Genomic DNA, 25,111 nt, shown 5'->3' with positions numbered 1-25,111 from the left:
AGCTAAAAAAGTGGGTGGCGTTTTCCAACGCCACCCACTTTTTTATTGTCTAATTTTTTTTAATTATCTTTATTGCTTATCTTATTCCTTATTAATAAAACGACTGCCTTCAGCCGGCTCAATTAATAGCCTTACGCCCATTTCAGAGATTTCACAAACATACACTCCTTCTCCAACGACTCCTATGGCTCGTTGCTGGGTCTTTTGCAAAATATAATTAGAGAAAGCTTGATCTAGTAACTCTGCTACTTTGGGCTTGGCTTCTGATGGTGACAGCTCAGGATTTAACGCCAACATGGAAGCTGTCACTAACTGCGATAATTTAGCACCCGATTTTTCTAACTGTTCATTGGAGGGCATGGTGTAAATTAACGCTTCTAACACTCCAGACTCATTCACCTCACCGGTAAGGCTTATGTGATGCGGATAATCTATAATAAAAGCATCACCTGAGTCTCCTTCTACTACTTCTGTCAGGGTCATAGTCGCAAATTCAGTATTGGCCAGTAACTCATTGACCTTATTGCCATAATCTTCAATCTTAATGTCAAAGTTTGGCTTTTTAATCAACTTGGCAGCTTGCCCATGATTCGGGGTCTGAGTATTACCAATAGGCACCACATCTTCTGTATTAGTTACAGCCGCTTTAGGTTCGGCCTTTTCCGACTCTGCATTACAGCCTACGATTAAAAGTAGGCAGGCAGCTAGGGCACTCATTATTGGCTTTTTCATGGCTTATCCCAATTATTATATTTCATCTATACAAATAGCTATTTTAACCGTTATAAACCAAATTTATTAGTTCAAAAAAAGCCCATAAATCATAATGATCTATGGGCTTTTATCAGATTAATTATTGATATTAACGAACCGCATTACCCCACGTAGGCACAACCATTTGCATTAATGGTTTTAACAGTTTTACATTACAAGCAAAGATAGAACCGGTTTGCATTGAGTTATGAGCGCCATGATGATCCACAACCACACCACGCGCTTCATTAACGATTAGCTCACCAGCGGCGATATCCCAAGGCTTAAGCTTCATCTCAAAATAACCATCAAAACGACCTGCGGCTACGTAAGCTAAGTCTAAAGCGGCTGAGCCTAAACGACGTACTTGGCCGCCTTCTTCAGCAATTTTTTGTAGCGTAGCAAAGTGCTCTTTGGCATATGAAACAACTTTATCACCTTCTTGACGCTCAAGAGGATGACCGGTAGTGAATAAGCCACCTTCAATCGTTTTTCGTTGGCTCACTTGCAAGCGGCGCTGATTTAAACGAGCGCCTTTACCACGGCTGGCAGAAAACATCTCATCACGCACAGGGTCATAAATCACACCATGCTGGGTAACCCCATTATGCTGTACTGCGATAGAGATACAAAAGTGGGGAACCCCGTGCACAAAGTTTTGTGTGCCATCCAAGGGATCAATAATCCAGCACCACTCTGAGTCACTGCCCTGACCTTCTTGCAGGCCAAACTCTTCCCCTAAAAAAGAGTGATTTGGGTAGTTGTACTTCAACGTTTCAATCGTCAACTCTTCACTAAAGCGGTCAATCTTAGTGACAAGACCTTCAAGACCTTTTGATTCGGTATCGAATTCGATTTTATGACGGTTGTGATGCGCTTTTAATAGTTCCGCACCGACTTTTTCAGCAGCACGTGCTGCTATTACGACCATTGGTTCCATAATTTTCCTATTTGCTCTATTAAAGCGGTTGAAAACTTAGCTGAAATTTTCAGCCAAGGTTAATTGATATATTGATATAAGTGTCGTCACTTAAAAGATTGACTTATTGTACTGTGAATAAGCTGCGCAATTGCGAGGTGACGCCCGCCACATCTAAGCCACAATCTGCCAATTGCTCATCATGACTACCATGAGCGATAAACTCATCAGCAATACCAATATTTTTGATATCAAGCTGCTGCTTCATACCTGAAATATGGTTTAATAAGTATTCATTGACAGCACTGCCTGCACCGCCCATCACCACGTGCTCTTCAAGAGTGACAATATGGGTATAGCCCTTAGCGATTAACTCATCGATAAGCTGGGTGTCCAGTGGTTTTACCCAGCGCATGTTGACCACGCTAATTTCTACAGGACCTTCAAGATCAGTATCTGCCATTAGCGCCTTTGCGGCAGCATCTGCAGTGGCAACCATTGGGCCAAAGGCCAATAGAGCCAGTTTATAAGGGTTACTATTTGAAACGCTATCTTGGGATTGATAAACCGCTTCTACCACAGCTTTACCCACCTCATAGCTTTGCGCAGGCTTGGTAATTTCGACACCAGGGCCTGTACCACGAGGATAACGTACGGCTGTCGCGCCTTTATATTCATAACAAGTGTTTAATAAGTGATAACACTCATTTTCATCTTTAGGCGTGGCAATCACTAAGTTTGGTACACAACGCATATAAGCCAAATCAAACACGCCAGCATGGGTGGCCCCATCTTCACCAACTAGACCTGCCCTATCAATCCCGAACGTCACATCCAAATTTTGTAAAGCAACGTCATGAATCAGCTGATCATAACCACGCTGCAGGAAAGTTGAGTAAATAGCAACGATAGGTTTTACATCTAATGTGGCCATGCCGGCCGCTAATGTCACTGCATGCTGTTCGGCGATTGCTACGTCATAGAACTGCTCAGGATATTGCTTAGCAAATTCAGTCATGCCTGAGCCCTCTTCCATAGCAGGAGTAATGGCAATTAACTTATTATCGACAGCGGCTTTATCACAAAGAAACTCGCCGAATACTTGCGAATACTTTTTCTTAGGGGCAGCAGGCTGAACGGCAGTGGTAGACTCATTGCTCTGCTGTGGTTGTGGCAGTTTACTAATGGCATGGTAGGTGACCGGATCGCCTTCGGCAGGAATAAAACCTTTGCCTTTGGTAGTGTATACGTGAACTAACACTGGGCCAGAAACGTTTTTGGCACGTTCTAGTACTCTCAGTAGCTCTGGTAAGTCATGGCCATCAAAGGGACCAAAATAACTAAAACCAATGGCTTTAAATAGGTTATCTGCTACTTTTGGGATATCACGTAAAGCACTATGGCGAGCCCGGCGCTCAGACAAAGGCATCTCAGGTCGATGGGTCAGCTTTGGCTTACCCTTCGCTGTAATATCTACTTGATAACCCGATTCCCACAGCATTGCTAGGTGACGTGAAAAGCCGCCAATTGAGCATGAAATTGACATGTCATTGTCGTTAAGCACGACCAGTAAATCAGCATCTTGTTGCACCGCATCATTTAGAGCTTCAAAGGCCATACCACCCGTCATGGCACCATCGCCAATAACACAAGCCACTTTGGCATCTGATTTTAAATGACGTAAAGCTAAGCTCATGCCAAGACCGGCAGAGATAGAGGTTGACGAGTGTCCCACCCCAAAAGTGTCGTATTCTGATTCTTGACGCTCAGGGAAGGCAGTAAGGCCTTGTTTTGAGCGGATGCTCGATAAACGGTCACGACGACCGGTCAACACTTTATGAGCATAGGCTTGATGACCCACGTCCCATACTAACTTGTCGTTAGGAGTATCCAATAAGTAATGTAAAGCTACCGTTAGTTCAACCACCCCTAAGTTGGCACCAAAATGTCCGCCACTTTGGCCTGCAGAATAAAGCAGGTACTCACGCAGCTCATCAGCTAGGGTCAGCAATTGCTCCTGGCTTAAGGGCTTTAAATCAGCAGGTGAATCTATTGTGTCTAATAACGGAGTAGTAGGCCGTGAAGTAGGAATTTCACTAAAAAGACGCATGGCTGCTGGCTTATTAGCCGCAACCTCAGAAACCGCCACATCAGCACTGCTATTTACCGAAGGTGAGTCCATTTGATGCGAGGGCGCAGGCTTGGGCTTAGTTGAATTAGAATATTGCTGCATAGACCTTAAAAAACCTACTAATCTTAGTATATAGACGCTGTGTATCAAGCCACTAGCACTGGCTTAATATCATCTTTTGCTCATATCAAGGTAAAACTTTACCAAAACCATAAGCGAAGCATCAGTATGGGTGAATATGGGTAAAAATAATGTGTCTGTCTTTTGACAACTGCCCAGTTTAACTGCTGAACATTGCTAAGTTATCAGACCTATGCATCTTCTGCACAGATTAAACCCGTTCCAGTATTCTTTATTGCAGCAGTCATTATCTTCTGGTGACAACTGAGTATTTTCGCCTAAGGCTACTAGGTACTGTTCTGTTGCCACTTGATATTTAGTGAACTGCCGTCATTTACTTCCCTATGATAAGTTATAATGGCCATAATACGCCATACTGTCTTAACCAAAGAATTATATTATAGTGAACGCTAGGCCCATTTAGGCAAGGTTATCCTATCTCAGGTACCCAAGCCCAGGTCAAGCAAACACTGTATCGGGATTAAGAGTATGGCATAATACCATTTTTTTTCATTTAACGCTTTATTCATCGGACTCGCTATGTGAAATTTCTATGTATTTCACTAAGGTCTATGAAGTATGGCCGGCTAATAAATGCCACCGACGCTTAGTTTGTATTGATATACCAACCTAAATCCCACCCTTATTCACGAATATGACTCCTTAGGTCTGTAATGTCTCAACAATTTTCAGAAACCAAAACACACTCTCCTTATAAGTTTGTTAGTAAGGCAAAACTTCCCACAGTTCATGGAGAGTTTGATATCCATGTCTTTGAAAACGAGGAGAATCAAGAGCACGTGATGCTGACTTGTGGTCTGCCTTTAGACCCCACGGCAAAAAAAACAGCTGAGCAAACAGCGCCGTTAGTTCGTATCCATTCAGAGTGTTTAACTGGCGACGCTTTTTCCTCATTGAAGTGTGATTGTGGGCCACAGCTTAATGCGACAATGCAAGCCATACAGCAAGAAGGTTGTGGCGCTATTTTGTATTTGCGTCAAGAAGGTCGAGGCATTGGTCTGACCAATAAAATTCGTGCTTACGCCTTACAAGACCAAGGCCATGACACTCTAGATGCCAACTTGATTTTGGGTTTACCGGCAGACGCCCGCACTTACGAGATGTGCAAACCTATGTTAGACCATGTGGGAATTAGTAAGCTACGCCTGTTGACCAATAACCCTGATAAGCTAAGTTATTTAGAGGACTTAGGCTTTGAGGTGGTAGAGCGCATTCCTTTGGTCGTTGGTCTTAATCCTTTTAATGTGGATTATTTGGCCACCAAGCGTGAGCGTATGGGACATCATTTGGCCAATGACATCTCCTCTTTGGTCTTCAAACCCACCTCAGACCAATAACTTTGGCCTTCTCTATTTTACCCACTGAACTCATCTTTTAACGGAGTACGGCATGACTATTTCTTCTATCGGAACCCCTAATCTTTCACAAAATACTTCTGATAAAAGCAGCACCCCTACTGCGCATGATGTTCAGCGGGTACGTGATTTTTTAGTTCAATTACAAGCGGATATCTGCCAAGCCTTGGAACAGCAAGAGGCTGAAGGCGCTGGCACAGCAACGTTCACTCCCGATGACTGGAAGCGCCCTGAAGGGGGCGGTGGCCGTTCATGTGTTATGGCAGACGGTAAAGTTATTGAAAAAGCAGGGGTAATGTTTAGCCACATCCACATTAGCAACTTACCTGCGACTGCCACTGCGCGTCACCCTGACATTGCGGGCCGTAAAGCCCAAGCTTTGGGGGTGTCTTTAGTGGTGCACCCTCGTAACCCTAATGTGCCGACCAGTCATGCCAACGTGCGTTTGTTTGTGGCCGAAAAAGAAGGCGAAGATCCTATTTGGTGGTTTGGCGGGGGTTTTGATTTGACTCCTTTTTATCCAGTATTAGAAGACTGTGTGCACTGGCATCAGGTTTGTCATGACCTATCTGCTCCATTTGGGGATGAGATTTATCCTGAATTCAAAAAGTGGTGTGACGATTATTTCTATTTGCGCCACCGCAATGAGCAGCGGGGCGTGGGCGGTCTGTTTTATGATGATGTGAATACCTCAAGTCGTGGCTGGGACTTTGAGACCTGCTTTAAACACATGCAAGCGGTCGGTGAAGGCTATCTACAGGCGGTATTGCCTATTTTTAATAAACGCAAAGACTTGCCTTATACCGAACAGCAACGAGAATTCCAACTATATCGCCGTGGCCGTTATGTGGAATATAACCTAGTTTATGATCGGGGTACTTTATTTGGTTTACAAAGTAATGGCCGTATCGAGTCCATCTTGGTCAGCCTTCCTCCGCTAACCGGATGGCATTATCGCTATGAGCCTGAGCCAGGTACTCCTGAGTATGAGCTAACTGATTTTTATCTAAAACCACGTGACTGGCTTAATTTAGAAGCGCCTTAATGATAAGGATAATTACTTTAAGTAGTAACAAGATAGCCACATTACTATTGTGACATTTAAAATATTTTTGGTAATATGACCAAATAACCCCTGTGGTGTTAATGATAAACATCTGTTTTTTAACCATTTTGGTCTTTGAATCATTTGCACCTATTAATTTTTTGACCTACTAACTTTCTTATAAGTATAAAAGCAAGGATAATGCTATGAAAATTCAATCACTGTTTTTAACAGCCGCCCTCCCCCTAACTTTGACCTTAGCGGCCTGTTCAGGAGGCTCAAATCCAGACGTTAGCGCCCGCCAGGACGTAATGAAAGACTGGAAAGATGCCATGGGTGTTATGGGCGGTATGGCAGAAGCACCAGATACTTTTGATCTGGCCAAGTTCCAAGAAAACGCTCAGTTCTTAGCAGAGTCTGCTAATAAGCCATGGACTCATTTTAATGATCAAAATCAATTGGGCGGGGCTACTGAAGCAGTTTGGTCAAATCCTGATGAATTCAAAGCGGAAGCTGAAAACTTTCAACAAGTTACTGCTGAATTAAACACAGCTGCACAAAATGCCACTACTCTAGATGAAATCCTACCTGCTTTAAAACCTGTGGGTGACGGCTGTCAGTCTTGCCACGAAGACTTCAAAAAACCAAACGATTAATGCTTATATCGATTCTAGTAAAAGAGCCCTGAAAATATCAGGGCTTTTTTTGTTTTGGGAGACCACATTTTTTATTAAAATCATTACTGCGGCGGTGCTTGGTTTGGCTTAGCTTGAAGTTCAGGTTGAGATTGGCTTTGAGCATTGGCTGCAGACTTCTCAGTTTGACTTTGCAGATGGAAAATATGGTTGGCTAACGCTTTGGCAGAGACATCACTAAAATCCAAAGTACGTATTGGGAAAGGAATATTAATGCCTGCAGCATCTAGGTTTGATTTTATTTGCACAATGACTTCGTGAATTGAGGCGACTTTATTGGCCTGCGTCCCATCATCGATATACCAACGCACTTTTAAATCAATACTAGAGCCCCCAAACTCTGTAGCCACCACAGAGGGTTCAGCCAGTTTCGACACTGTCTCAGACTGTTTTAATGCTTTGAGTATTTCCGCTTTGGCTTCATTAATATCATTTTCATAGCCGATACCTATGGTTAGCTCCAGTCGGCGACGCTTATAAGCGGTATTCACCGTTAACGCACTGGTATAGAGTTGCGAGTTGGGGATCACCACTTGCCGGCCGTCATAAGTTCGAATGGTGGTCGCACGCACCTTAATGTCCTCAACAGTCCCTTCATACTCCCCTGAGACAATCTGATCCCCTATACGAAAGGGCTCAGACAACAGCAATAAGATCCCCGATAATAGGTTCTGAAAAATGTCTTTGAACGCAAAGCCGATCGCCACCGAGCCAATACCCAACGCGCCCACTAATTTAGCGGGCGTAAAGCCCGGTATGGCGATTACCATGGCCACCATTAATCCCACGAAGATAATCAATGCCCCGCCAATTCGCTGAAACACCCGGATCAAATTACGGTGGGTGTGCGTCTTGGATAACAGCTTAGTCACCAGCTTTTTGAATAAAATCGACAGCAGCCAAAATAGCAACAGCACCGATAAAGCAACCATAAAATAAGGCAGCCGTACCATAAAATCATGCATCATTTGATTGGCTGCAGAGGCTATGGTCTGGTATTCATTAATCTTATCACTGACATTATCGACATTAAGCTGTGGCATGGTACTCCTATTTTTCTATTTGCGGACTTACTCTAATTGTAGCTTTATTTTTTAAGCTATTTTTAGTTGATTCTTTAGGCCTTTGGTTAATTTTAAGTTTAAAAAAGCTGGCTCTACTTTTAGTAAAGCCAGCTTCAGTATCACATCTTAAATAAGCAGTGACTGCTTTAACTGTCTTATTAGGCCATCAAATCAGCTTGTACCACTTCAATCCAGTAGCCATCGACATCTTTGATAAACACCACGTTTTTCATTTTGCCTTCATCAGGGCGCTTTTTGAACTCTACGTTATTTTTATCAAACCACTCTACTGCCGCCTGTAAATCTGGCACACTAAAGCAGATATGACCAAAACCTTGAGGTTCAGCATTACCGTCATGATAGATGCGACCCTCTTGTGTCTCGGTACCATAGTTGTGAGTCAACTCTAAAATACCACGCTGACGGAAAGTATAAATGGCCAGATCTTTGTCTTCTGGTAAATTAGCAATCTCTTCTTCGGTCAGCTTAGCTAAGAAATATAAATCAAATTCCATTTCAGGGAATTTTTTTACGGTCAAAAGCGTCATGCCCAGTACACCCGTATAAAACTTAAGCGATTCTTTGGGATCTTTAACACGTAACATGGTATGGTTAAAAGTATAGCCAGTAGTGGCAGCAGCGATAGGTTCTACGCCTTCGACCACAACTGAGCTTTTTGGTTGGTCAATATAATCAACAGACATTATTATTTCCTTCGGTTATCAAGTACAGCAATGAAAAAAATAGCTTCTTAAATAAATAGCTGGTTAGAAAAGACATGGCATGGCATAAAAAAACTGACTTAATATAAGCCACTGTCTCTTATTGTCTTTATGGCTCTTATTTATCACAATTCAACCATACCCTCGACGGGCTACATCGGTAAAAACTCAACTTCACCAGTGTCTAAGTTATATTCTGCTCCTACAATTAACAACTCACCACTGCGATTCATATCCTCAAGCAGGCGCGACGCGTGCTTTAATTGACTCACAGACATACGCACATTGGCACTGATTGAGCTATCAATCAGCTTCTGCTTATCTATTTCACCGCCTTTGGCTGTGGCAAGCTCATGTAAGTTATAGACACTGGGGCGAATGCGATCAACAATGGATTGTAAATTGGTGGTGTAATTTTGCTCTGGATTCATCAAGGCTTCGACACAAGCGGTGACCGCCCCACAATGTGAGTGACCCAGCACCACGACAAGACGCGTTCCAAACTTCTCAACCGCAAATTCAATCGAGCCAATCTGAGAGGGGGCTACCACATTACCCGCCACTCGAATAACGAATAAATCGCCTAAGCCCTGATCAAACACAATCTCCACTGGCACCCGCGCATCTGAACAGCCTAGAATAATGGCGAAAGGATCTTGCTCTGAAATTAATTCATGGCGGGCAGGTACAGGATGATCGGGGTCGGTTAAGCTTTTTACGTAGCGGGCATTGCCTACTTTTAACCATTGTAAGGCCTCTTCCCCTGTTTTAGGTCTATCCCCTGAGTTTCTTGATGGCATAATAATAATCTCATGACAATTTACAATAATATGGACCCTAATTTTAGCATAGGTCTAACGGTTTCTTAGCCCTTATTGTCTTTATCCTGTAGAGCACCGCACTCAACACCAATTCACTCTGTTTAGAGCAAACTTTAGGCAACATAAAGCCCTCACAGGGAGTAATGCCAGTCAGTTAAACAAGAGACTTAGCGGAGATATGGTTTTTTAAAACCAGAGAACTCCATAAACAGGGGTTTCTAGAAAAAACGAATTTCAGAATTTCGCTATAAAATCTCTTAACTGACTGGCATTACTCACAGGGAGGGCTTTATTAATAACAGCAAATAACTTTTTGGGTTTAAAACGAGTTAAACTTCTAAATAATCCAAAATACCTTTTGCCGCTTCACGGCCTTCCCAAATGGCGGTTACCACCAAGTCAGAACCACGGACCATATCCCCACCGGCGAATACTTTAGGGTTACTGGTTTGGAATTTAAACTTTTGCTCTTCAGCGGCTAGGACGCGGCCTGATTCATCAGTAGTAATTTCACTGGTCTCGAACCAATCTGCTGGGCTTGGACGGAAGCCAAAGGCCATAATCACCACATCACACTCAATAATTTCTTCAGAGTTTGGGATAGGCTCAGGACGCTGACGACCTCGGTTGTCTGGTTTGCCTAGTTGGGTAGTCACCACTTTCACCCCAGTGACTTGACCATTTAGACCCACAATTTGAGTCGGCTGACGGTTGAATAAAAATTCAACGCCCTCTTCTTTAGCATTTTTTACTTCGCGTAGCGAGCCTGGCATGTTGGCTTCATTACGGCGATAAGCACACACCACTCGCTCCGCCCCTTGACGAATCGCAGTACGGTTACAATCCATCGCCGTATCACCTCCACCAAGTACCACTACCTTTTTGTCTTTTAGGTTAATATATTCTGCAGGGTTTTCTTCCCAGTCATTGCAGCGATTGACATTGGCAATTAGGTAATCTAGCGCATCATATACGCCGTTCAGCTCTTCACCTGGGTAGCCACCGCGCATATAGGTATAAGTACCCATGCCCATAAACACCGCGTCGTATTCTTCAAGCAGCTGATCAACAGTGACGTCAGTGCCGATTTCAGTGTTTAAGCTAAACTCAATACCCATACCTTCAAAGACCGTACGGCGATTGCGCATCACTTGTTTTTCCATCTTAAACTCTGGAATACCAAAGGTCAGTAATCCGCCAATTTCCGGACGTTTATCAAACACAACTGGCTTCACGCCTGCACGAACTAAAATATCAGCACAGCCAAGACCGGCGGGGCCAGCACCAATAATGGCCACTTTTTTGTCCGTCCACTGCACATCACTCATGTCTGGGCGCCAACCTAAAGCAAAGGCAGTATCGTTAATGTACTTTTCAACATTACCAATGGTCACGGCGCCAAAGCCGTCGTTTAAAGTACAGGCCCCTTCACATAATCTGTCCTGTGGACAAACACGGCCACACACTTCAGGCAAGGTATTGGTGCGGTGGCACAGCTCTGCGGCTTGGAAGATTTGACCTTCTGTTGCCATTTTTAACCAGTTTGGAATGTAGTTATGTACCGGACATTTCCATTCACAATAAGGGTTACCACATTCTAAGCAGCGATGGGCTTGTTGCGCGGCTTCTTGAGATTCAAAGGGGGTATAAATCTCCACAAATTCAGTTGAACGGGTAACGATGTCTTTTTTCTCAGGTTCGCGACGAGGCACATCTAAAAACTGAAAGTTATTATTAATACGCTTCATTAGGGTTTTGTCTCCTTAAGTTGGTATCACGTTTAGGACAATTAGGGCCAAAATAAAGGCTGCTCTGAATCATCTACCAAACGCAAAACCTGCCGCACGAAGGGGGTAATTACCTTCATTTGGACAAAATATACTGGGTAAAAGTTAAACAATTACCGGTTAAATGGCTGTGATCTCAAATTACCGAGACCACAGCATACGACTTGGCATAGATTTATTGTGGATCAGCTGTAGTGCTATGGAGCAATGATGCCATATTGGCTGCTTTAGGTTTCACTAAGAAGACTTTACGAACATAGTGTTCGAAGTCAGCTAGGATTTGACGACCCCAAGCACTGCCTGTTTTTTCCACATGGGTTTCAATGATCTGTTTCAGATAAATGCGGTGCTCTTCAGTTTGCTCGCTTGAGATGCGATGCAAGTCGATAAGCTCGTGGTTACAACGATCAAAGAAAGTGTTATCCAAGTCTAGAACGAAAGCAAAACCACCTGTCATACCTGCGCCAAAGTTTAATCCCGTCTTACCCAGTACCGTCACTACGCCGCCAGTCATATATTCACAACAGTGATCACCCACCCCTTCTACAACCGCATGAGCGCCTGAGTTACGAACCGCAAAACGCTCGCCTGCAGTGCCTGAGGCGTATAACTTGCCTCCCGTTGCCCCATACAAACAAGTGTTACCGATAATGGCGGTATTTTGCGAGGCAAAAGTTGACCCTTTTGGCGGATAAATCACAATCTCACCACCCGCCATACCTTTACCCACATAGTCGTTGGCATCACCTTCGAGCTCGATATTTAGGCCGCCGGCATTCCATACGCCCAAGCTTTGACCCGCTGTCCCTGCCAAATGCAGCTTAATAGGACTGTCTGACATACCTAAGTTGCCCCAGACCTGAGCGATCTCACCTGAGATACGGGCGCCAATAGAACGGTCGCAGTTGCCCACTTGATAGCTAAAGGTGCCGCCTTGACCTTGGCGAATAGGAACAATCATGTCTTCGATCATTTTTTCGGCCAACAGCCCTTTATCAAACGGCTCGTTACGCTCTACTTGGCAAGTTTGTGGCTTGCCTTCTGCCGCAGGATGACTGTGCAATAAGGGCGATAAATCTAGATTACGCTGCTTTTGGGTAGTGCCTTCAAGCACTTCTAATAAGTCAGTACGACCTACCAGCTCTTCCATAGAGCGCACCCCTAAGAAAGCAAGCCACTCACGGGTTTCGGTTGCCACAAACTTAAAGAAGTTAATTAGCATCTCCGCTTCACCGATGAAATGATCATCACGTAAACGCGCTTGCTGAGTAGCCACCCCAGTTGGACAGTTGTTTAGGTGACAAATACGTAGGTACTTACAACCCACAGCAATCATAGGCGTGGTGCCAAAGCCAAAGCTTTCCGCCCCTAAGATGGCCGCTTTTACCACATCTAGACCGGTTTTTAGGCCGCCATCGGTTTGCATACGCACTTTGTCACGCAAGCCATTTACCCGTAGTGATTGATGGGCTTCTGCCAAGCCTAGCTCCCAAGGTGATCCGGCGTGGTGAATAGAAGACAATGGCGAGGCTGCAGTACCACCATCATAGCCAGAAATGGTAATTAAGTCGGCATACGCCTTGGCAACCCCAGTCGCAATGGTGCCCACGCCAGGACGTGACACCAACTTCACTGACACTAACGCATCAGGATTAACTTGCTTTAAATCAAAAATCAGCTGTGCCAAATCTTCAATTGAATAAATGTCATGATGCGGTGGGGGTGAAATTAGCGTCACTCCTGGCACCGAGTAACGCAAGCGAGCAATCAGTGAGTTCACTTTACCGCCAGGCAACTGACCTCCTTCACCCGGTTTTGCCCCCTGTGCCACTTTAATCTGTAAAACCTGGGCTGAGCGTAAGTAGGCAGGTGTGACCCCAAATCGACCTGAGGCAATCTGTTTGATTTTTGAGTTACGCATTGTGCCGTAACGCACAGGGTCTTCACCGCCCTCACCAGAGTTTGAACGGCCACCAATGGTATTCATCGCCATCGCAATCGCTTCATGAGCCTCAGGCGATAAAGCCCCTAAAGACATCCCCGCAGAGTCGAATCTAGGTAGAATATGTTCAATATCTTCTACCTCATCTACTGGAATGCTATTACCCGATTTTAACTGCAATAAATCACGTAACGTGGCCACAGGACGCGTATTAACTAGGTTGGCATACTCACGATAGTTCTCGTAATCACCAGTACGAACCGCCTTATGCAAGGTGTTAATCACGTCAGGGTTAAATGCATGATACTCTTTGTTAAACACAAACTTCAGCATACCCCCTTGATCCAGTGGCGTACGGCGACTAAAGGCATTCTTAGCCAGTAAAGCTTGGTCTAAAGCCAAGTCCTCAAAAGTTGCGCCCTTGATTCGGCTTTGTACGCCTTTGAAGCAAAGCTCCACAATCTCATCAGATAAACCAACGGCTTCAAACAACTGAGCGCCGCGGTAAGAGACAATGGTAGAAATGCCCATTTTTGATAAGATTTTTAGCAAACCTTTGTCTAAACCTTTGCGGAAATTAGCTCGCGCTTGTAACGGATCACCTAATAATTCGCCTGAAGACACTAAGTCTGAAATAACATCATAAGCCAAATAAGGATAAACACAGGTCGCCCCAAAGCCAATCAATACTGCTACTTGATGGGAATCACGAGCAATACCTGTTTCAATAATTAAGTTGGCATCGGTACGCAGACCTTTTTCAATCAGGTAATGATGCACCGCCCCGGTTACTAAAATAGCGTTGGCGGGCAACTTGCCTTTTTCAATCCCTTTATCCGATAAGATAATAAGCGTTTTATTATCTAAAATGGCTTGCTCTACTTGCTCACAAATCTGCTTAATGGCTGTATCTAAGCTTAGCGATTCATCGTAATTAATATCGATGCGCTGGCTAACGAAATCAGGATCCTCTAGCGCTTCGATCTGCTGCATCTTACTAGGCGACAATACCGGTGACGACAAGATAATACGATGAGCATCACGCGGAGTTGGGTTAAAGATATTGGTCTCTGCCCCTAAGCAGGTCTGTAGAGACATCACGATGGACTCTCGTAAAGGGTCAATCGGTGGGTTGGTCACTTGAGCAAACTGCTGACGGAAAAAGTCGGCCACATTACGTACTTGCTTCGATAGCACAGCCATAGGGGTGTCATCGCCCATTGAACCCACAGGCTCTTGACCATTTTCGGCATTGGGACGAATAATTTCAGTACGCTCTTCGTTGGTGATGTTAAACATCTTTTGTAGCGCTTTAAGAGGTTCGCCGCGCACGCCTTGCTCAAGCAGTTTTTCTTCAATTTGCTCATTTTCACGAATACGAGTGGCTTCTTCCCGTAGCCATTTGCGATAAGGATGTGCTTTTTTCAAGCGATTACTAATCACCTGATCGTCTAATACCTCCCCATTTAAGGTATCAATAACCAACATTTGACCCGGTCCAACACGGCCTTTGGCAATCACATCATCAGGATCATAATCCCATACGCCAATCTCTGAAGCGACGGTAATATAGCCATTTTTGGTGGTAACCCAACGTGACGGACGTAAGCCGTTTCGATCTAGCATACACACCGCATAGCGACCATCTTGAATCACCAGACCGGCCGGACCATCCCAAGGTTCCATGTGCTGCGAGTAAAACTCATAAAAAGCACGTAAGTCCATATCCATGCTGTCTACGTTTTGCCAAGCTGGTGGCACTAAAATTGACATGGCGTGGAATAAAGTCATGCCCCCTGAGATAAGTACTTCAAGCATGTTGTCTAAGCTTGAAGAGTCCGAGCCTGTACGGTTTACCAATGGATGCAGCTGAGTAATTTCTGGTAATTTTGGTGTTTCAAGTTTTGGGGTACGAGCCACAGACCAGTTACGGTTGGCTGTAATGGTGTTCAGCTCACCGTTGTGTGCCAAATAACGGAACGGCTGAGCCAATGGCCAGCGTGGTAGAGTGTTGGTTGAGAAGCGCTGATGGAACACCACAATGTGTGAGTGTAGACGGCTGTCTTGCAAATCGCTATAAAAAGCTGGCAAGTCTGATGGCATCACCAGACCTTTATAAATGACCGTCTCACAATTAAGGGAAGTCACATAAAACAGCTCATCTTCAGTCAGCGCCAGCTCTGCTTTTTTGCGCGCAACGTACAACTTACGATTGAAGTCTTCGGCACTTAAGTCGCTTGGAGCGTTAACGAAAATTTGTTTAAACTGAGGTAGAGTCTCACGAGCGATTTCACCCACTATCGATAAATCTACGGGCACATCGCGCCAACCGGCCACTGTTAAGCCTTGAGCCGCCACTTCTTTATCAAGTACTTGTTGGCTGTGCGCTGCAAGTGTCTCATCAAGATTTAAAAACACCATACCCACAGCGAAGTTTTCAGTAAGCTCAAGTCCAATCTCTGAAGCCACCGTGTGAAAAAAATCAACCGGCTTGGCCAGTAATAAACCACAGCCATCTCCAGTCTTACCATCAGCAGCAACGCCGCCGCGGTGAGTCATGCAACTTAAACTATGGATTGCTGTTTTTACTAAATGATGGCTAGGTTTGCCTTCAATGTGAGCAACTAGGCCAAAGCCACAGTTGTCTTTGAAATCTTCAGGAGAGGCTAAATAAGTAGGATGGTCTTGAGGGGAAGGTTTTGAATGGGATTGAGGAGGTTGGCTATCGGGGTAATTATTTTGGGCGGCACAATGGGCTATAAAATTCTGTGTCATGGCATGTCCTTTAATCAGGTGATAAATAATTCTCATCACCTATGAATGTTCGAGATAGGCACAGCTATAGGGATAGATAGAACAGCTGTGTTAGGAAGTGAGCCAAAAAAATAGAGAGTTCGAATAGACATCTCACTTTATATATTAATGACTGTGACGCTTTGTGAGCTCAGTGTTTAACAACAATATATTGTTTAAACATTAATACCCTACCTAATAATGCCGACAAAGCTGGGATAATATTTAACACTTTATCGACCTTACAAGGTACCTATTCATCATCTAATAAAGCGTCGTAAATAATGACTGAATAATGACTGGATTAATGCAATAAAATAGCGACAAATATTCATGTTAGCCGGCAGCAAACAGAACCTGTTCGATTGCATTACCAAACGTCATATAAACCATATTAGAGAAACATGGTTATAAAATCCAGTGAAATTTAACAACTGTTTTCATTTTTTCGTGACATTTTATTTTTGTACAAACCCTTATCAACTAATAGGTTTTTGAATTTTTAGTATTTAGAAAAACTATTCTACCGACTTAGATTGTATAATTTTACTACCCGCATCATAGTCAAAAATAGTTTTCATGCCTTATTATTAAAGGGTGAGAAAAGATAACAACTCAATCAAGCTCCTCTAAAACCAATACTTGCTTAGTGCTAATGACAGGCATAAAAAAAGACACCTTTATTAAAGTGTCTTTTTTCTATATCCCAATAATCAGCGGTCAAATAATTATTCAGATTTTTGTTCAATAAGCTGTTTAATGCTATCACCTTCGCCACTATTGGCAGGTTTTTGATTGTTCTTATTAGCTTCTGCTGGCTTTTTCTCTTGCGGCTTAGTCGGCTCAGCGGGAGGCTGTGGCTTACTGGCTTCTGCTTTCGGTTTGGTAGGCTCTTTTGGCTGAGCGGGGGCAGCATTTTCAGAGCCCGAGCTTGGTGTAACCACTGTGCGCTCTTCTTGAACAGATAACGTCTCGCTAGTATCGCTTGAGTCTCTAATGGCAGTATTAGTAGCTTGTGACTGGTTTGGTTGAGAGGAGCTACTGTTACCTTGATTCTCAGAGCGCGTATTACTTTGTTGAGTAGGCTGTGTGTCACTAGCACGGCGACGAGGCGCCAACTCACGCTTAGTGGGCTGTAATTTTACTTGTCGGGTTCTATTTCTAGATAAGTCTTTCACCGGACCTGTCAATTCATAGTTCTCAATGACATCTAAATAATCTGAAATCTCTTCAGGAATGACTTTAACATTGGCAGGCAAGCCGAAATCCACGCTATCTGCAGCATTTGTCGCTTGTTGCTTATTAACCATTACATCATACATCAACAAATAACGGGGCTGATTATTAGAATCACGATAGCGGAAATAGGCAAATTTCTGTCGGTCATCCCGTGAATCTAAATAATCAGTAATGATTTCATGCTCGGACACATCCATAACCTGAACAGTCCATTTACCCTTATTTTTCTTAAGATACTTAGAGTCTTTGAATTCCTCAGGATAATCACGCAAATCTCTAACCAAAGCATCAAATGAGATGGGCTTAACATCGCCACTTAACTCATTAAGTTGGTCAATATGCTTCACCTGATCAATATTGGAAGCCAACACTTCAGCGGGAGCCTCTTTTTCAGCTTCTGTCTCTTGCTCAAAAATAGGCGCCGAACTAAACATCCACAAAGCCAGAGCTGCTGCACCTGTTAATAAAGCCATGATAAGCCAAGCGCTGGCCACCAAGCGCCCTTTATTCTTTGGCGACTTATCAAGATGATTGGTAGAAGAGCCTTGAGTGATTGCCATAGAGCAAATCCAGTAAATAGAAAATTATTAAAAAGAGGGTTATTAAAAAGAGTTATTAAAAATAGGTAATCAAACTGCAGGATAGGAAGCTATTATAATGTCTCAGTAAGGACTGCCTCAAGCAGTGACTGATCAAAGTCAGCCGTAACTACCGCCTCACCCACTGATTTTAACAAAATCAATCGAATTTGTCCTGACTTAACTTTCTTATCGTGCTGCATTAAATCTAAAGCGATCTGGGTGTCAATGACTGGTGGTTTAATTGGCAGTTGAGCTGATTGCAGAACCTTACTAATACGTTGAACGTCTGCCTCGCTAATCCAGCCCATTTTCTGTGACAGTTGCGCCGCTTGTACCATGCCAGCCGCCACGGCCTCACCATGTAGCCACTTGCCATACCCTTCATGGGTTTCAATCACATGACCAAAGGTATGACCAAAGTTTAATAAGGCTCTTTTGCCTGATTCACGCTCATCTTGAGCGACAATATCTGCTTTATATTGACAGCACCTAGCGACTGCTTCAGCCAACACAACTTTGTCCAAAGACATGAGCGCCGACATATTGTCTTCGAGCCAAGTTAAGAAGTCAGCATCCATGATCAACGCATATTTGATAACCTCTGCCATACCCGCTGACAACTCACGCTGTGGTAGAGTGGTTAAGGTGTGCATATCGGCTAGGACCATTTGTGGCTGCCAAAACGCCCCAATCATATTTTTACCTTTGGGGTGGTTAATGCCTGTCTTACCGCCCACACTAGAGTCCACTTGTGACAATAAGGTGGTTGGGATTTGAATGAAATTCACCCCACGCATAAAGGAGGCGGCAGCGAAACCGGTCATATCGCCTACAACCCCTCCACCAAGAGCAATCAAAGTGACATCACGGCTACAATGATTGTCCATTAAAGCATCATAAATTTGATCGATGTATTGCTGGGTCTTATATTGTTCGCCATCGGGCAACACCATAGTTAATACTTCAAAGTCGGCTTGTAGCCCTTCGACCAAAGCTTGCAGATACAGCTTTTCTACCGTGGTATTGGTAACTACCATTACCTGCTTGCCCTTAATATAAGGAGCTACCTCTTTGGCCAAATCACACTGACTGGTAATAACGATCGGATAATCATGACTTTGGGTATGTACGGTTAAATTAGCTTTCATCTGTCTTCCCTATCTACTGTCTACTGTTAGCTACTACTGGCCACTTTTGGCGATTACAAGGGTCAAAGGGGGTCTCTCATTTGCGGCAACGACCTGCTAGCATGATAGCGTTATATGGTCACACAAAATGCTCAGGATATTTCTCTTTTAAAGCTTCCATGATTTTCTTTAGCATATATCTAGGATAACCCTCCCCAGTTTCTACCACGACATCGGCAACTTCAAGATATAGAGGATCACGGACTTCAAACAAAGATTGCAATACTGCTCGAGGATTAGGATTGTTTAATAAGGGGCGCGACTTATCTTTAGAAGTTCTTTTTAATTGCACATCGACATTGGCTCTAAGGTAAATGGTGATGCCTTGCTTCTTCAAGTTTTCACGATTTTGTGGCTGTGTTACGACCCCACCACCCGTCGCCAATACAATATTGGGCAACTCAGTCAGCTCAGCAATAGCTCGTATTTCGCGCTCTCTAAACCCGGCCTCACCTTCCTTTTCGAAAATCCAAGGAATATCCGCACCCGTTTGTTCGCAAATATAATAATCACTGTCTATGAAAGTGCGTCCTAAATGCTTTGCTAACAACTTTCCAATCGTGGTCTTCCCCGCTCCCATAGGGCCCACAATAAATAATGACGGCAATGTCGATTGCATTATTATCTCTCACATAAATACACAGATTATACAGGCATTTTTGTCGTTAGTCCTGCTTAGGTGACTAATCCGATTAAACTAAAAACAGTGCTTAATAAAAATAACTCTTTAAACTTCTGATTAACTGGCTTATTAAAGCTATTTTTAAAAACTAGGCGCCAATTATAATGAATCACCCATGAATGTAATAATAGCAACCCAGTTTTGACATAACTAGCGATCTGTCACTATTCCGCTAAACCTATCTGCACCTAGAGCTTGCCATTTGTTTTACCGTATCGTTCAATGAGTCAAAACTTTATCTGCAATCAATGTTGGGGTAACAAAAATTAGCAGTTCCTGCTTATCATTGCGGCGCATGTCCTTCTTAAATAATCGTCCTAGATAAGGTAAATCGCCAAAAAATGGTACCTTCTCAACATTATTAAATACCTGATTGCGATAGATACCTCCCAAAACCATGGTTTCTCCATCAGCAACATTCACCTGAGTACTCAGTCTATCGGTATCAATAAGAATAACCCCATTCCCTACTGGGTTTGGGCGACCATTTTCGATATTCAGTTGTAGTGATATCCTTCCTTCTGGAGTAATGTTTGGGGTAACCTCTAAGCTTAGCAAGGCCTCCTCAAATTGGGTAGTGGTCCCCCCTCCTTCAGATTCACTTTGATACGGAATTTTTGTTCCTGAAGAGACCCGAGCGGTTTGTTTATCCAAAGTCAGTATTTTAGGGGTTGAAATGACCTCACCACGGCCTTCTGCCTGCATCGCGGATAATTCTAAATCAATCATCAAATCCGACATACTCAATATGCCAAACGCAATACTGCCGGCAGGATTGGCAATTCCCAAATCGACATTAAGGTTATCAGGTCGACTCACACCATAATCAGGATTACTGACTGGCCTCCCTTTAAAGGTGGTATTGCGTAAGCTAAATTTCTTTAGATCAGCTAGAGTTTGATCACTGCCACCCACCAACAGAGTGTCGTTATTGGCCACTCCATTTGATAATATTCCCCACTTAACTCCCAGCTCTTTACTAAAGTTATCTGTGGCACTGACGATTCTCACCTCAATCATAACTTGTTGCACTGGAATATCAATCTTCGCAATTAAGGCTCTAATATTATCAATGCTGGTCGCCGTGTCTTTTATGATTAAAGTATTGGTGCGGATATCGACCGCCATCACCCCGCGATTCGAGAGTAAATTAGTGGTCATCTTATTAGCAATAAGCTCAGGTTGCTGACTGTCTTCACTACCCCTACTATTCATACGCTTATTGTTGATAACCGCATTACCACTGGTCTTTTCGATTAGAGCATAAACTTCACTGGCCTTGGCATAATTAAGCCGAATATATTCATTGCGTAAGGGCATCAATGCCACTTTTTGTTGCTGTGCTTGTAATAAGGTGGTTTGCTGCTTGGCTAATTCTGCTAAGGGAGCAACTAAGATAACATTACCATTTACCTGCTTACCAAGATGTTTACTGGTTAAGATGATATCTAAGGCTTGATCTACCGGAACATTAATTAAGTTCAGCATCAGGGTGCCTGTGACTGTTTCACTGGCGACAATATTGGTATCCATAAATTGCGCAAGCAAATGAAGCACACTGCGTACTTCAACATTTTGAAAGTCGATAGAAATAGGGGCACCACTATATTTAGTAATGGGGGCACTAAATTGGACTAAGCTTTTAGCAGGTTGCAAGTTTATTGTTATTTTATTTCCCACCTGATAGCTTTGGTATTCAAAGTCTTGGCCTAACTCAATAGTTAACCCACCATACTTGCCCTTATTTTTACTATAAATAGATCGAAGCAAACGCTCCGAGGAATTCTGCTGGTAGATTAATCCTGGCTCGATTTGAGTTTTTGGTAGCTTCAAAATAACTTTATTACCTTGACGCTCAATAGCTGCTATTTGATCGGCTGTCTTCAACACAATCTCTACTCTTTCAGCCTTATCGCCTAAAGGTTGATAATGAATAGCCTCACGGCTTAAATAGCTTTTAGGTTTTATATTATCTTCATTGGCGCTCATATCTGCAGTTACAGCAGATATATCAATTAGCCCTTCTGAATAGTGGAGGTTGGCATGAGCTAGATTACTTAAGGCTATCAGCATCGATAACAAGGTACTGACAACGATATGATAAGTCGCTCGTCTATTGTAAATTACTGGTCTAAAACAGTTTGTGGCAGACATTATCACTACTGACCAGAGCCACTTCAAAGTCGAGACATTAGATATCATTGGCCATTCCTAAGGGGTGATGTAGGAGCTATTAAAGCTAACCTGTTTTCGGAGCGCCCTGCTCTAAGGTCTTCAAGCTGCTCAGTGAAATTAATCTGAGTGGGGGTTATTTCTACGACCTTGATATTATCTTGTCCCAATGTCTGGCCTACTTCGACACGCCTTACTATCCCATCAGCATCTTCAACTAAGCCATAACTCCCTCCTATTCCAGTTATCCTACCTCGGTATTGGAAGCTACTCAGGGGATGTTGCCACTGTTTATCGGGCTGTGTGGGCAGAGACTCACTCCAGTTACTGTCCGGCTTAGCGGCTGGAGGTGATTGCGGAGTTATAAAATTAGGTAAGCTAAAGGGACTGCGCTGGGCGTTGGGCTGATAGAGGTTGGCTTTTGTCTCAGTAGTGTCTGCCTTTGGTTCTTCGGGAATATAAAAAGCAGATGCGACCTTTTCTTTTTGTGTTTTACTAAAGGTGTCAGGTTTTAAACGATAAGCTTTGATTTGCAGAGTCAGGGCCAAACTTGGAGATTTCGCTTGTTGCAAACTATTGGCTGCTAAAGCTTTTACTGAAAAATCATGCCAGGTAACCAACCGTGGTAAAGCAGATACACGGCCTAGAAATTCGCCTATTTGATGATAATTACCCGAAACTATCAGAGTCAGCGGCTGTTCGTGATAAAAGTCTAGTTCCTGCTCTGCCTCAAGCTTCAAATCCTCAATGATGACTCCGCTACTAAGTCCTAACTCATTTAATTGCTGTGTCAAAGACATACCTTCTACACTGGGCATTAGAGACGATAGCGTGTCAAGCTGTTGCTGAGTATCCTCACCTTGTTCAATCTCAGTGCTTAACTGATTGGCCTGAGCTTGGATACTTTGGTACGTCCCCGTTAATACTTGCTGCTTATTTTCTTCTGCTTCAATCTGCTGCAATTGATTGCTAATAGGTAATAAATAGCAGGCTAAACTGGCCAGTAGCACCGCCATTGCTACTAAACATCCCTTTACTGCAAAAGGCCAACTGCCATAATTTTGGCTATCTAAACTTTGCAGTTCATAATACCAATGCCGTAAATCCAAGCGCTTTACCTTAGTTAAAGCTGGCTGCTGAGGCATCTGTAGAGCGCTCATGATCCGGCCTCTTTACTAGCTGCTTCGTTGCTAGAGTTGTTTGGTACAGAATCATTATGCTTAGCTTCCTTCTCAAACAAGATAGCCACCACTTCAAAGTCGAAGTGGTGGCTATCAGCCCTTGAGTCTATAAGAGATGCACCAATCTGCTGATCAACACTGCTCTGATTGTGATCACTGTGATAAGGCGTAGCTTGTGTCACTGATTCTGGTTTTTTTATATGTTTAACTTGTGCTTGTTGTATGGCTGGATTTTGCTGTAAGTAAGCCACAAACTTTGAGACTGCACTAGACTCCCTACTCTTGCCGCGAAACACCATTGAGCCTTGTTGACTCTCAATATTTGTCAGAGACATCGTTGTTGGAATAACTGAAGTCAGCTCTGACCACAGCTGCACTAAGCTGTTGCGATGATGAGCCAGGCGCTCTGTTTCTATAAACTGTGCGACGATCTTTTGTTGGCGTTGCTTCTCTGACTGATCCTTATCTATGGCAATCTGTAATTGTGCGTTTTTATCAATCAATACTTTATTGGCCAAAATAAGAGTATGGTTTATTTGCTGCAAATAGCCCCAAACAGCTGCCGCCATCAATAAGGTAATAGCTAAACTTAAAACCAAAGCCATTATGAATTGATTATTTTTTTGCTGCCGACGCTGCTCCCGCCACGGCAACAAGTTAAGCTTAGGCATCAGTAGCCAACCCTTTGGCAGCGCATGCCTAAGCCGCAGGCGGTCATTAACTGAGGGGCATCGTTCAACAGCTGTTCAGTATCAATAGCGGCCGATATATTCATAGCCTTAAACGGGTTGGCTAAGGTAACCGGCAAAGACAGTTGCTGTTGTAGCTTACTGTCCAACTGAGGCAGTACACTCCCTTTGCCACATAATATGACGTGTTCAATCTCAGAACTTATCTCAGTTTTTGCATACTGCTCAAAAGCCACAGTTAGGTGTGCCATTAAAGTGTCAATAAAGGGCTGAAAGAGGAGCTGATCATAATCAATGAGCGACTTTGGGTTTAATTTGGCCTGCTCAGCCTCTTCACTGACTAGGCCATAGTGTGTAGCAATGGCACTGGTCAAATGACTGTCACCAAACAACTGTTGCAACTGATAAACAAATTGCCCTTGCTGAGCAATATAAACCGTGGTTCGACTTTGACCTATAACGACCAATGCTATCGTAGTTGGATAATTAATACTTCCGCTAAGCATAAGTTGCAAAGCACGCTCGATAGCCTGTGCCTCAACCTCTACTATCTTTGGTTTTAGTCCAGCAAATATTAAAGTATCGCGATACTGTTCGACGTATTCTGTGCGCGCCACTATTAACAAAACTTCATTGCAGCCAACCTCATCCTTGGCTGCTCCTAATACCTCAAAGTCTAAACTCACCTCATTCAAGGGATAAGGAATATACTGGTCGGCATCGACTCGTATTTGAGCTTCAATGTCTTGTTCATCAAGATCGTTAGGCAAATTAATGTAGCGAGTGATAACCAGATCTGTTGCTAGAGCCATTGCTGCATGCTTGGTTTGACACGAACTACGAGCAACAAGAGTGGCAATACGTTGACCCATATGCTCGGTGTCTATAATCTGGTTGTCTACAACCTCCCCCTCCTCTAGTGCCACCATGCCATAGGCTAACAAATGGTACTGCTGCTTTTTGAAACTTAATTCTACAACGCTTAAAGTACTGGCATTAACCGATATTGCTAGTAATGATTTTGATTGGGCAAAAGATAGCCGCAAGAGACACATCCTTGATTTTGTACGCTAATAATAAGCTTAGTTGTTACCGACTAGCGTTGGTTTCAATAAATTAATTCTCTCTAATTTGATTTACCACCCTATTTATTTAACCACCCTTTGTCAATACAATAATTAATTTAAATTAATTATTCTATTAAGATATACA

General features: G+C 43.4%; 18 protein-coding genes. 3 read left to right on the top strand and 15 right to left on the bottom strand.

Features of this window, described 5'->3' with window-relative positions:
• Positions 1–81 precede the first annotated feature (81 nt).
• The 3 genes from B3S92_RS04935 to dxs all read right to left on the bottom strand — a co-directional run bounded on the left by B3S92_RS04935 (position 82) and on the right by dxs (position 3,905).
• Complete coding sequence (locus tag B3S92_RS04935) at positions 82–732, bottom strand: hypothetical protein (protein WP_296203346.1); 651 nt, start codon at positions 730–732, stop codon at positions 82–84.
• A gap of 130 nt (positions 733–862) precedes the next feature.
• Positions 863–1,693: an inositol monophosphatase family protein gene (locus B3S92_RS04930; protein ID WP_077450031.1), complete on the bottom strand. Its 831-nt coding sequence runs from the start codon at positions 1,691–1,693 to the stop codon at positions 863–865.
• Between the two features lie 103 nt (positions 1,694–1,796).
• The gene (gene dxs / locus B3S92_RS04925; RefSeq protein ID WP_414706994.1) at positions 1,797–3,905 is read right to left on the bottom strand and encodes a 1-deoxy-D-xylulose-5-phosphate synthase; all 2,109 of its coding nucleotides are present in this window, start codon (positions 3,903–3,905) and stop codon (positions 1,797–1,799) included.
• 692 nt (positions 3,906–4,597) lie between these two features.
• Between dxs and ribA the strand changes: the two genes are divergently transcribed.
• The 3 genes from ribA to B3S92_RS04910 all read left to right on the top strand — a co-directional run bounded on the left by ribA (position 4,598) and on the right by B3S92_RS04910 (position 7,000).
• Positions 4,598–5,281 carry a GTP cyclohydrolase II gene (gene ribA, locus B3S92_RS04920; RefSeq protein ID WP_296203339.1) on the top strand — a complete coding sequence of 228 codons (684 nt, stop codon included), beginning with the start codon at positions 4,598–4,600 and terminating at the stop codon, positions 5,279–5,281.
• Positions 5,282–5,333: 52 nt separating this feature from the next.
• Entirely contained in the window at positions 5,334–6,344 is a 1,011-nt protein-coding gene (gene hemF / locus B3S92_RS04915) for an oxygen-dependent coproporphyrinogen oxidase (RefSeq protein WP_296203336.1), read from the top strand.
• 206 nt (positions 6,345–6,550) lie between these two features.
• Positions 6,551–7,000, top strand: a complete 450-nt coding sequence (locus B3S92_RS04910) for a c-type cytochrome (protein ID WP_296203333.1) — start codon at positions 6,551–6,553, stop codon at positions 6,998–7,000.
• Positions 7,001–7,083: 83 nt separating this feature from the next.
• Here B3S92_RS04910 and B3S92_RS04905 read toward each other — a convergent pair whose 3' ends face one another.
• The 12 genes from B3S92_RS04905 to pilM form a co-directional block, all read right to left on the bottom strand.
• A complete protein-coding gene (locus B3S92_RS04905; protein ID WP_296203330.1) occupies positions 7,084–8,082 on the bottom strand; it encodes a mechanosensitive ion channel family protein in 999 nt (332 codons plus the stop codon).
• Positions 8,083–8,261: 179 nt separating this feature from the next.
• Positions 8,262–8,807, bottom strand: coding sequence for a lactoylglutathione lyase (gene gloA, locus B3S92_RS04900; RefSeq protein WP_077450038.1), 546 nt, complete (start codon positions 8,805–8,807; stop codon positions 8,262–8,264).
• A gap of 170 nt (positions 8,808–8,977) precedes the next feature.
• Positions 8,978–9,625: a carbonic anhydrase gene (locus tag B3S92_RS04895; protein ID WP_296203326.1), complete on the bottom strand. Its 648-nt coding sequence runs from the start codon at positions 9,623–9,625 to the stop codon at positions 8,978–8,980.
• 350 nt (positions 9,626–9,975) lie between these two features.
• Positions 9,976–11,394, bottom strand: a complete 1,419-nt coding sequence (locus tag B3S92_RS04890) for a glutamate synthase subunit beta (RefSeq protein ID WP_296203323.1) — start codon at positions 11,392–11,394, stop codon at positions 9,976–9,978.
• A 214-nt stretch (positions 11,395–11,608) separates the two neighbouring features.
• Positions 11,609–16,150, bottom strand: coding sequence for a glutamate synthase large subunit (gene gltB, locus B3S92_RS04885; protein WP_296203320.1), 4,542 nt, complete (start codon positions 16,148–16,150; stop codon positions 11,609–11,611).
• Between the two features lie 746 nt (positions 16,151–16,896).
• Complete coding sequence (locus B3S92_RS04880) at positions 16,897–17,967, bottom strand: hypothetical protein (protein WP_296203318.1); 1,071 nt, start codon at positions 17,965–17,967, stop codon at positions 16,897–16,899.
• A gap of 92 nt (positions 17,968–18,059) precedes the next feature.
• Entirely contained in the window at positions 18,060–19,136 is a 1,077-nt protein-coding gene (aroB, locus tag B3S92_RS04875; protein WP_296203316.1) for a 3-dehydroquinate synthase, read from the bottom strand.
• Between the two features lie 118 nt (positions 19,137–19,254).
• Positions 19,255–19,794 carry a shikimate kinase gene (locus B3S92_RS04870; protein ID WP_077450044.1) on the bottom strand — a complete coding sequence of 180 codons (540 nt, stop codon included), beginning with the start codon at positions 19,792–19,794 and terminating at the stop codon, positions 19,255–19,257.
• Positions 19,795–20,076: 282 nt separating this feature from the next.
• Positions 20,077–22,011, bottom strand: a complete 1,935-nt coding sequence (locus B3S92_RS04865; RefSeq protein ID WP_296203310.1) for a type IV pilus secretin PilQ — start codon at positions 22,009–22,011, stop codon at positions 20,077–20,079.
• A 44-nt stretch (positions 22,012–22,055) separates the two neighbouring features.
• Positions 22,056–23,189 (bottom strand): pilus assembly protein PilP, encoded by a 1,134-nt coding sequence (locus B3S92_RS04860; protein ID WP_296203307.1) that lies wholly within the window; start codon positions 23,187–23,189, stop codon positions 22,056–22,058.
• Positions 23,186–23,881, bottom strand: coding sequence for a PilN domain-containing protein (locus B3S92_RS04855; protein ID WP_296203306.1), 696 nt, complete (start codon positions 23,879–23,881; stop codon positions 23,186–23,188). The genes B3S92_RS04860 and B3S92_RS04855 overlap by 4 nt, the downstream gene beginning before the upstream one ends.
• Entirely contained in the window at positions 23,881–24,945 is a 1,065-nt protein-coding gene (pilM, locus tag B3S92_RS04850; RefSeq protein WP_296203305.1) for a type IV pilus assembly protein PilM, read from the bottom strand. The genes B3S92_RS04855 and pilM overlap by 1 nt, the downstream gene beginning before the upstream one ends.
• Between the last annotated feature and the right edge of the window lie 166 nt (positions 24,946–25,111).

Source organism: Psychrobacter sp. UBA3962 (genome assembly GCF_002385225.1).
Classification (GTDB): domain Bacteria; phylum Pseudomonadota; class Gammaproteobacteria; order Pseudomonadales; family Moraxellaceae; genus Psychrobacter.
This window is presented reverse-complemented; position numbering and strand designations above follow the sequence as displayed.

Bases quoted from the DNA above. Each gene is read 5' to 3' on its own strand.
- B3S92_RS04855 (WP_296203306.1), bottom strand. From the start codon at position 23,881: ATGCCTAAGCTTAACTTGTTGCCGTGGCGGGAGCAGCGTCGGCAGCAA.
- B3S92_RS04870 (WP_077450044.1), bottom strand. From the start codon at position 19,794: ATGCAATCGACATTGCCGTCATTATTTATTGTGGGCCCTATGGGAGCG.
- ribA (WP_296203339.1), top strand. From the start codon at position 4,598: ATGTCTCAACAATTTTCAGAAACCAAAACACACTCTCCTTATAAGTTT.
- B3S92_RS04865 (WP_296203310.1), bottom strand. From the start codon at position 22,011: ATGTCTGCCACAAACTGTTTTAGACCAGTAATTTACAATAGACGAGCG.
- B3S92_RS04930 (WP_077450031.1), bottom strand. From the start codon at position 1,693: ATGGAACCAATGGTCGTAATAGCAGCACGTGCTGCTGAAAAAGTCGGT.
- B3S92_RS04910 (WP_296203333.1), top strand. From the start codon at position 6,551: ATGAAAATTCAATCACTGTTTTTAACAGCCGCCCTCCCCCTAACTTTG.
- B3S92_RS04860 (WP_296203307.1), bottom strand. From the start codon at position 23,189: ATGAGCGCTCTACAGATGCCTCAGCAGCCAGCTTTAACTAAGGTAAAG.
- dxs (WP_414706994.1), bottom strand. From the start codon at position 3,905: ATGCAGCAATATTCTAATTCAACTAAGCCCAAGCCTGCGCCCTCGCAT.
- aroB (WP_296203316.1), bottom strand. From the start codon at position 19,136: ATGAAAGCTAATTTAACCGTACATACCCAAAGTCATGATTATCCGATC.
- B3S92_RS04890 (WP_296203323.1), bottom strand. From the start codon at position 11,394: ATGAAGCGTATTAATAATAACTTTCAGTTTTTAGATGTGCCTCGTCGC.
- hemF (WP_296203336.1), top strand. From the start codon at position 5,334: ATGACTATTTCTTCTATCGGAACCCCTAATCTTTCACAAAATACTTCT.
- B3S92_RS04935 (WP_296203346.1), bottom strand. From the start codon at position 732: ATGAAAAAGCCAATAATGAGTGCCCTAGCTGCCTGCCTACTTTTAATC.
- B3S92_RS04905 (WP_296203330.1), bottom strand. From the start codon at position 8,082: ATGCCACAGCTTAATGTCGATAATGTCAGTGATAAGATTAATGAATAC.
- B3S92_RS04880 (WP_296203318.1), bottom strand. From the start codon at position 17,967: ATGGCAATCACTCAAGGCTCTTCTACCAATCATCTTGATAAGTCGCCA.
- B3S92_RS04895 (WP_296203326.1), bottom strand. From the start codon at position 9,625: ATGCCATCAAGAAACTCAGGGGATAGACCTAAAACAGGGGAAGAGGCC.
- gltB (WP_296203320.1), bottom strand. From the start codon at position 16,150: ATGACACAGAATTTTATAGCCCATTGTGCCGCCCAAAATAATTACCCC.
- gloA (WP_077450038.1), bottom strand. From the start codon at position 8,807: ATGTCTGTTGATTATATTGACCAACCAAAAAGCTCAGTTGTGGTCGAA.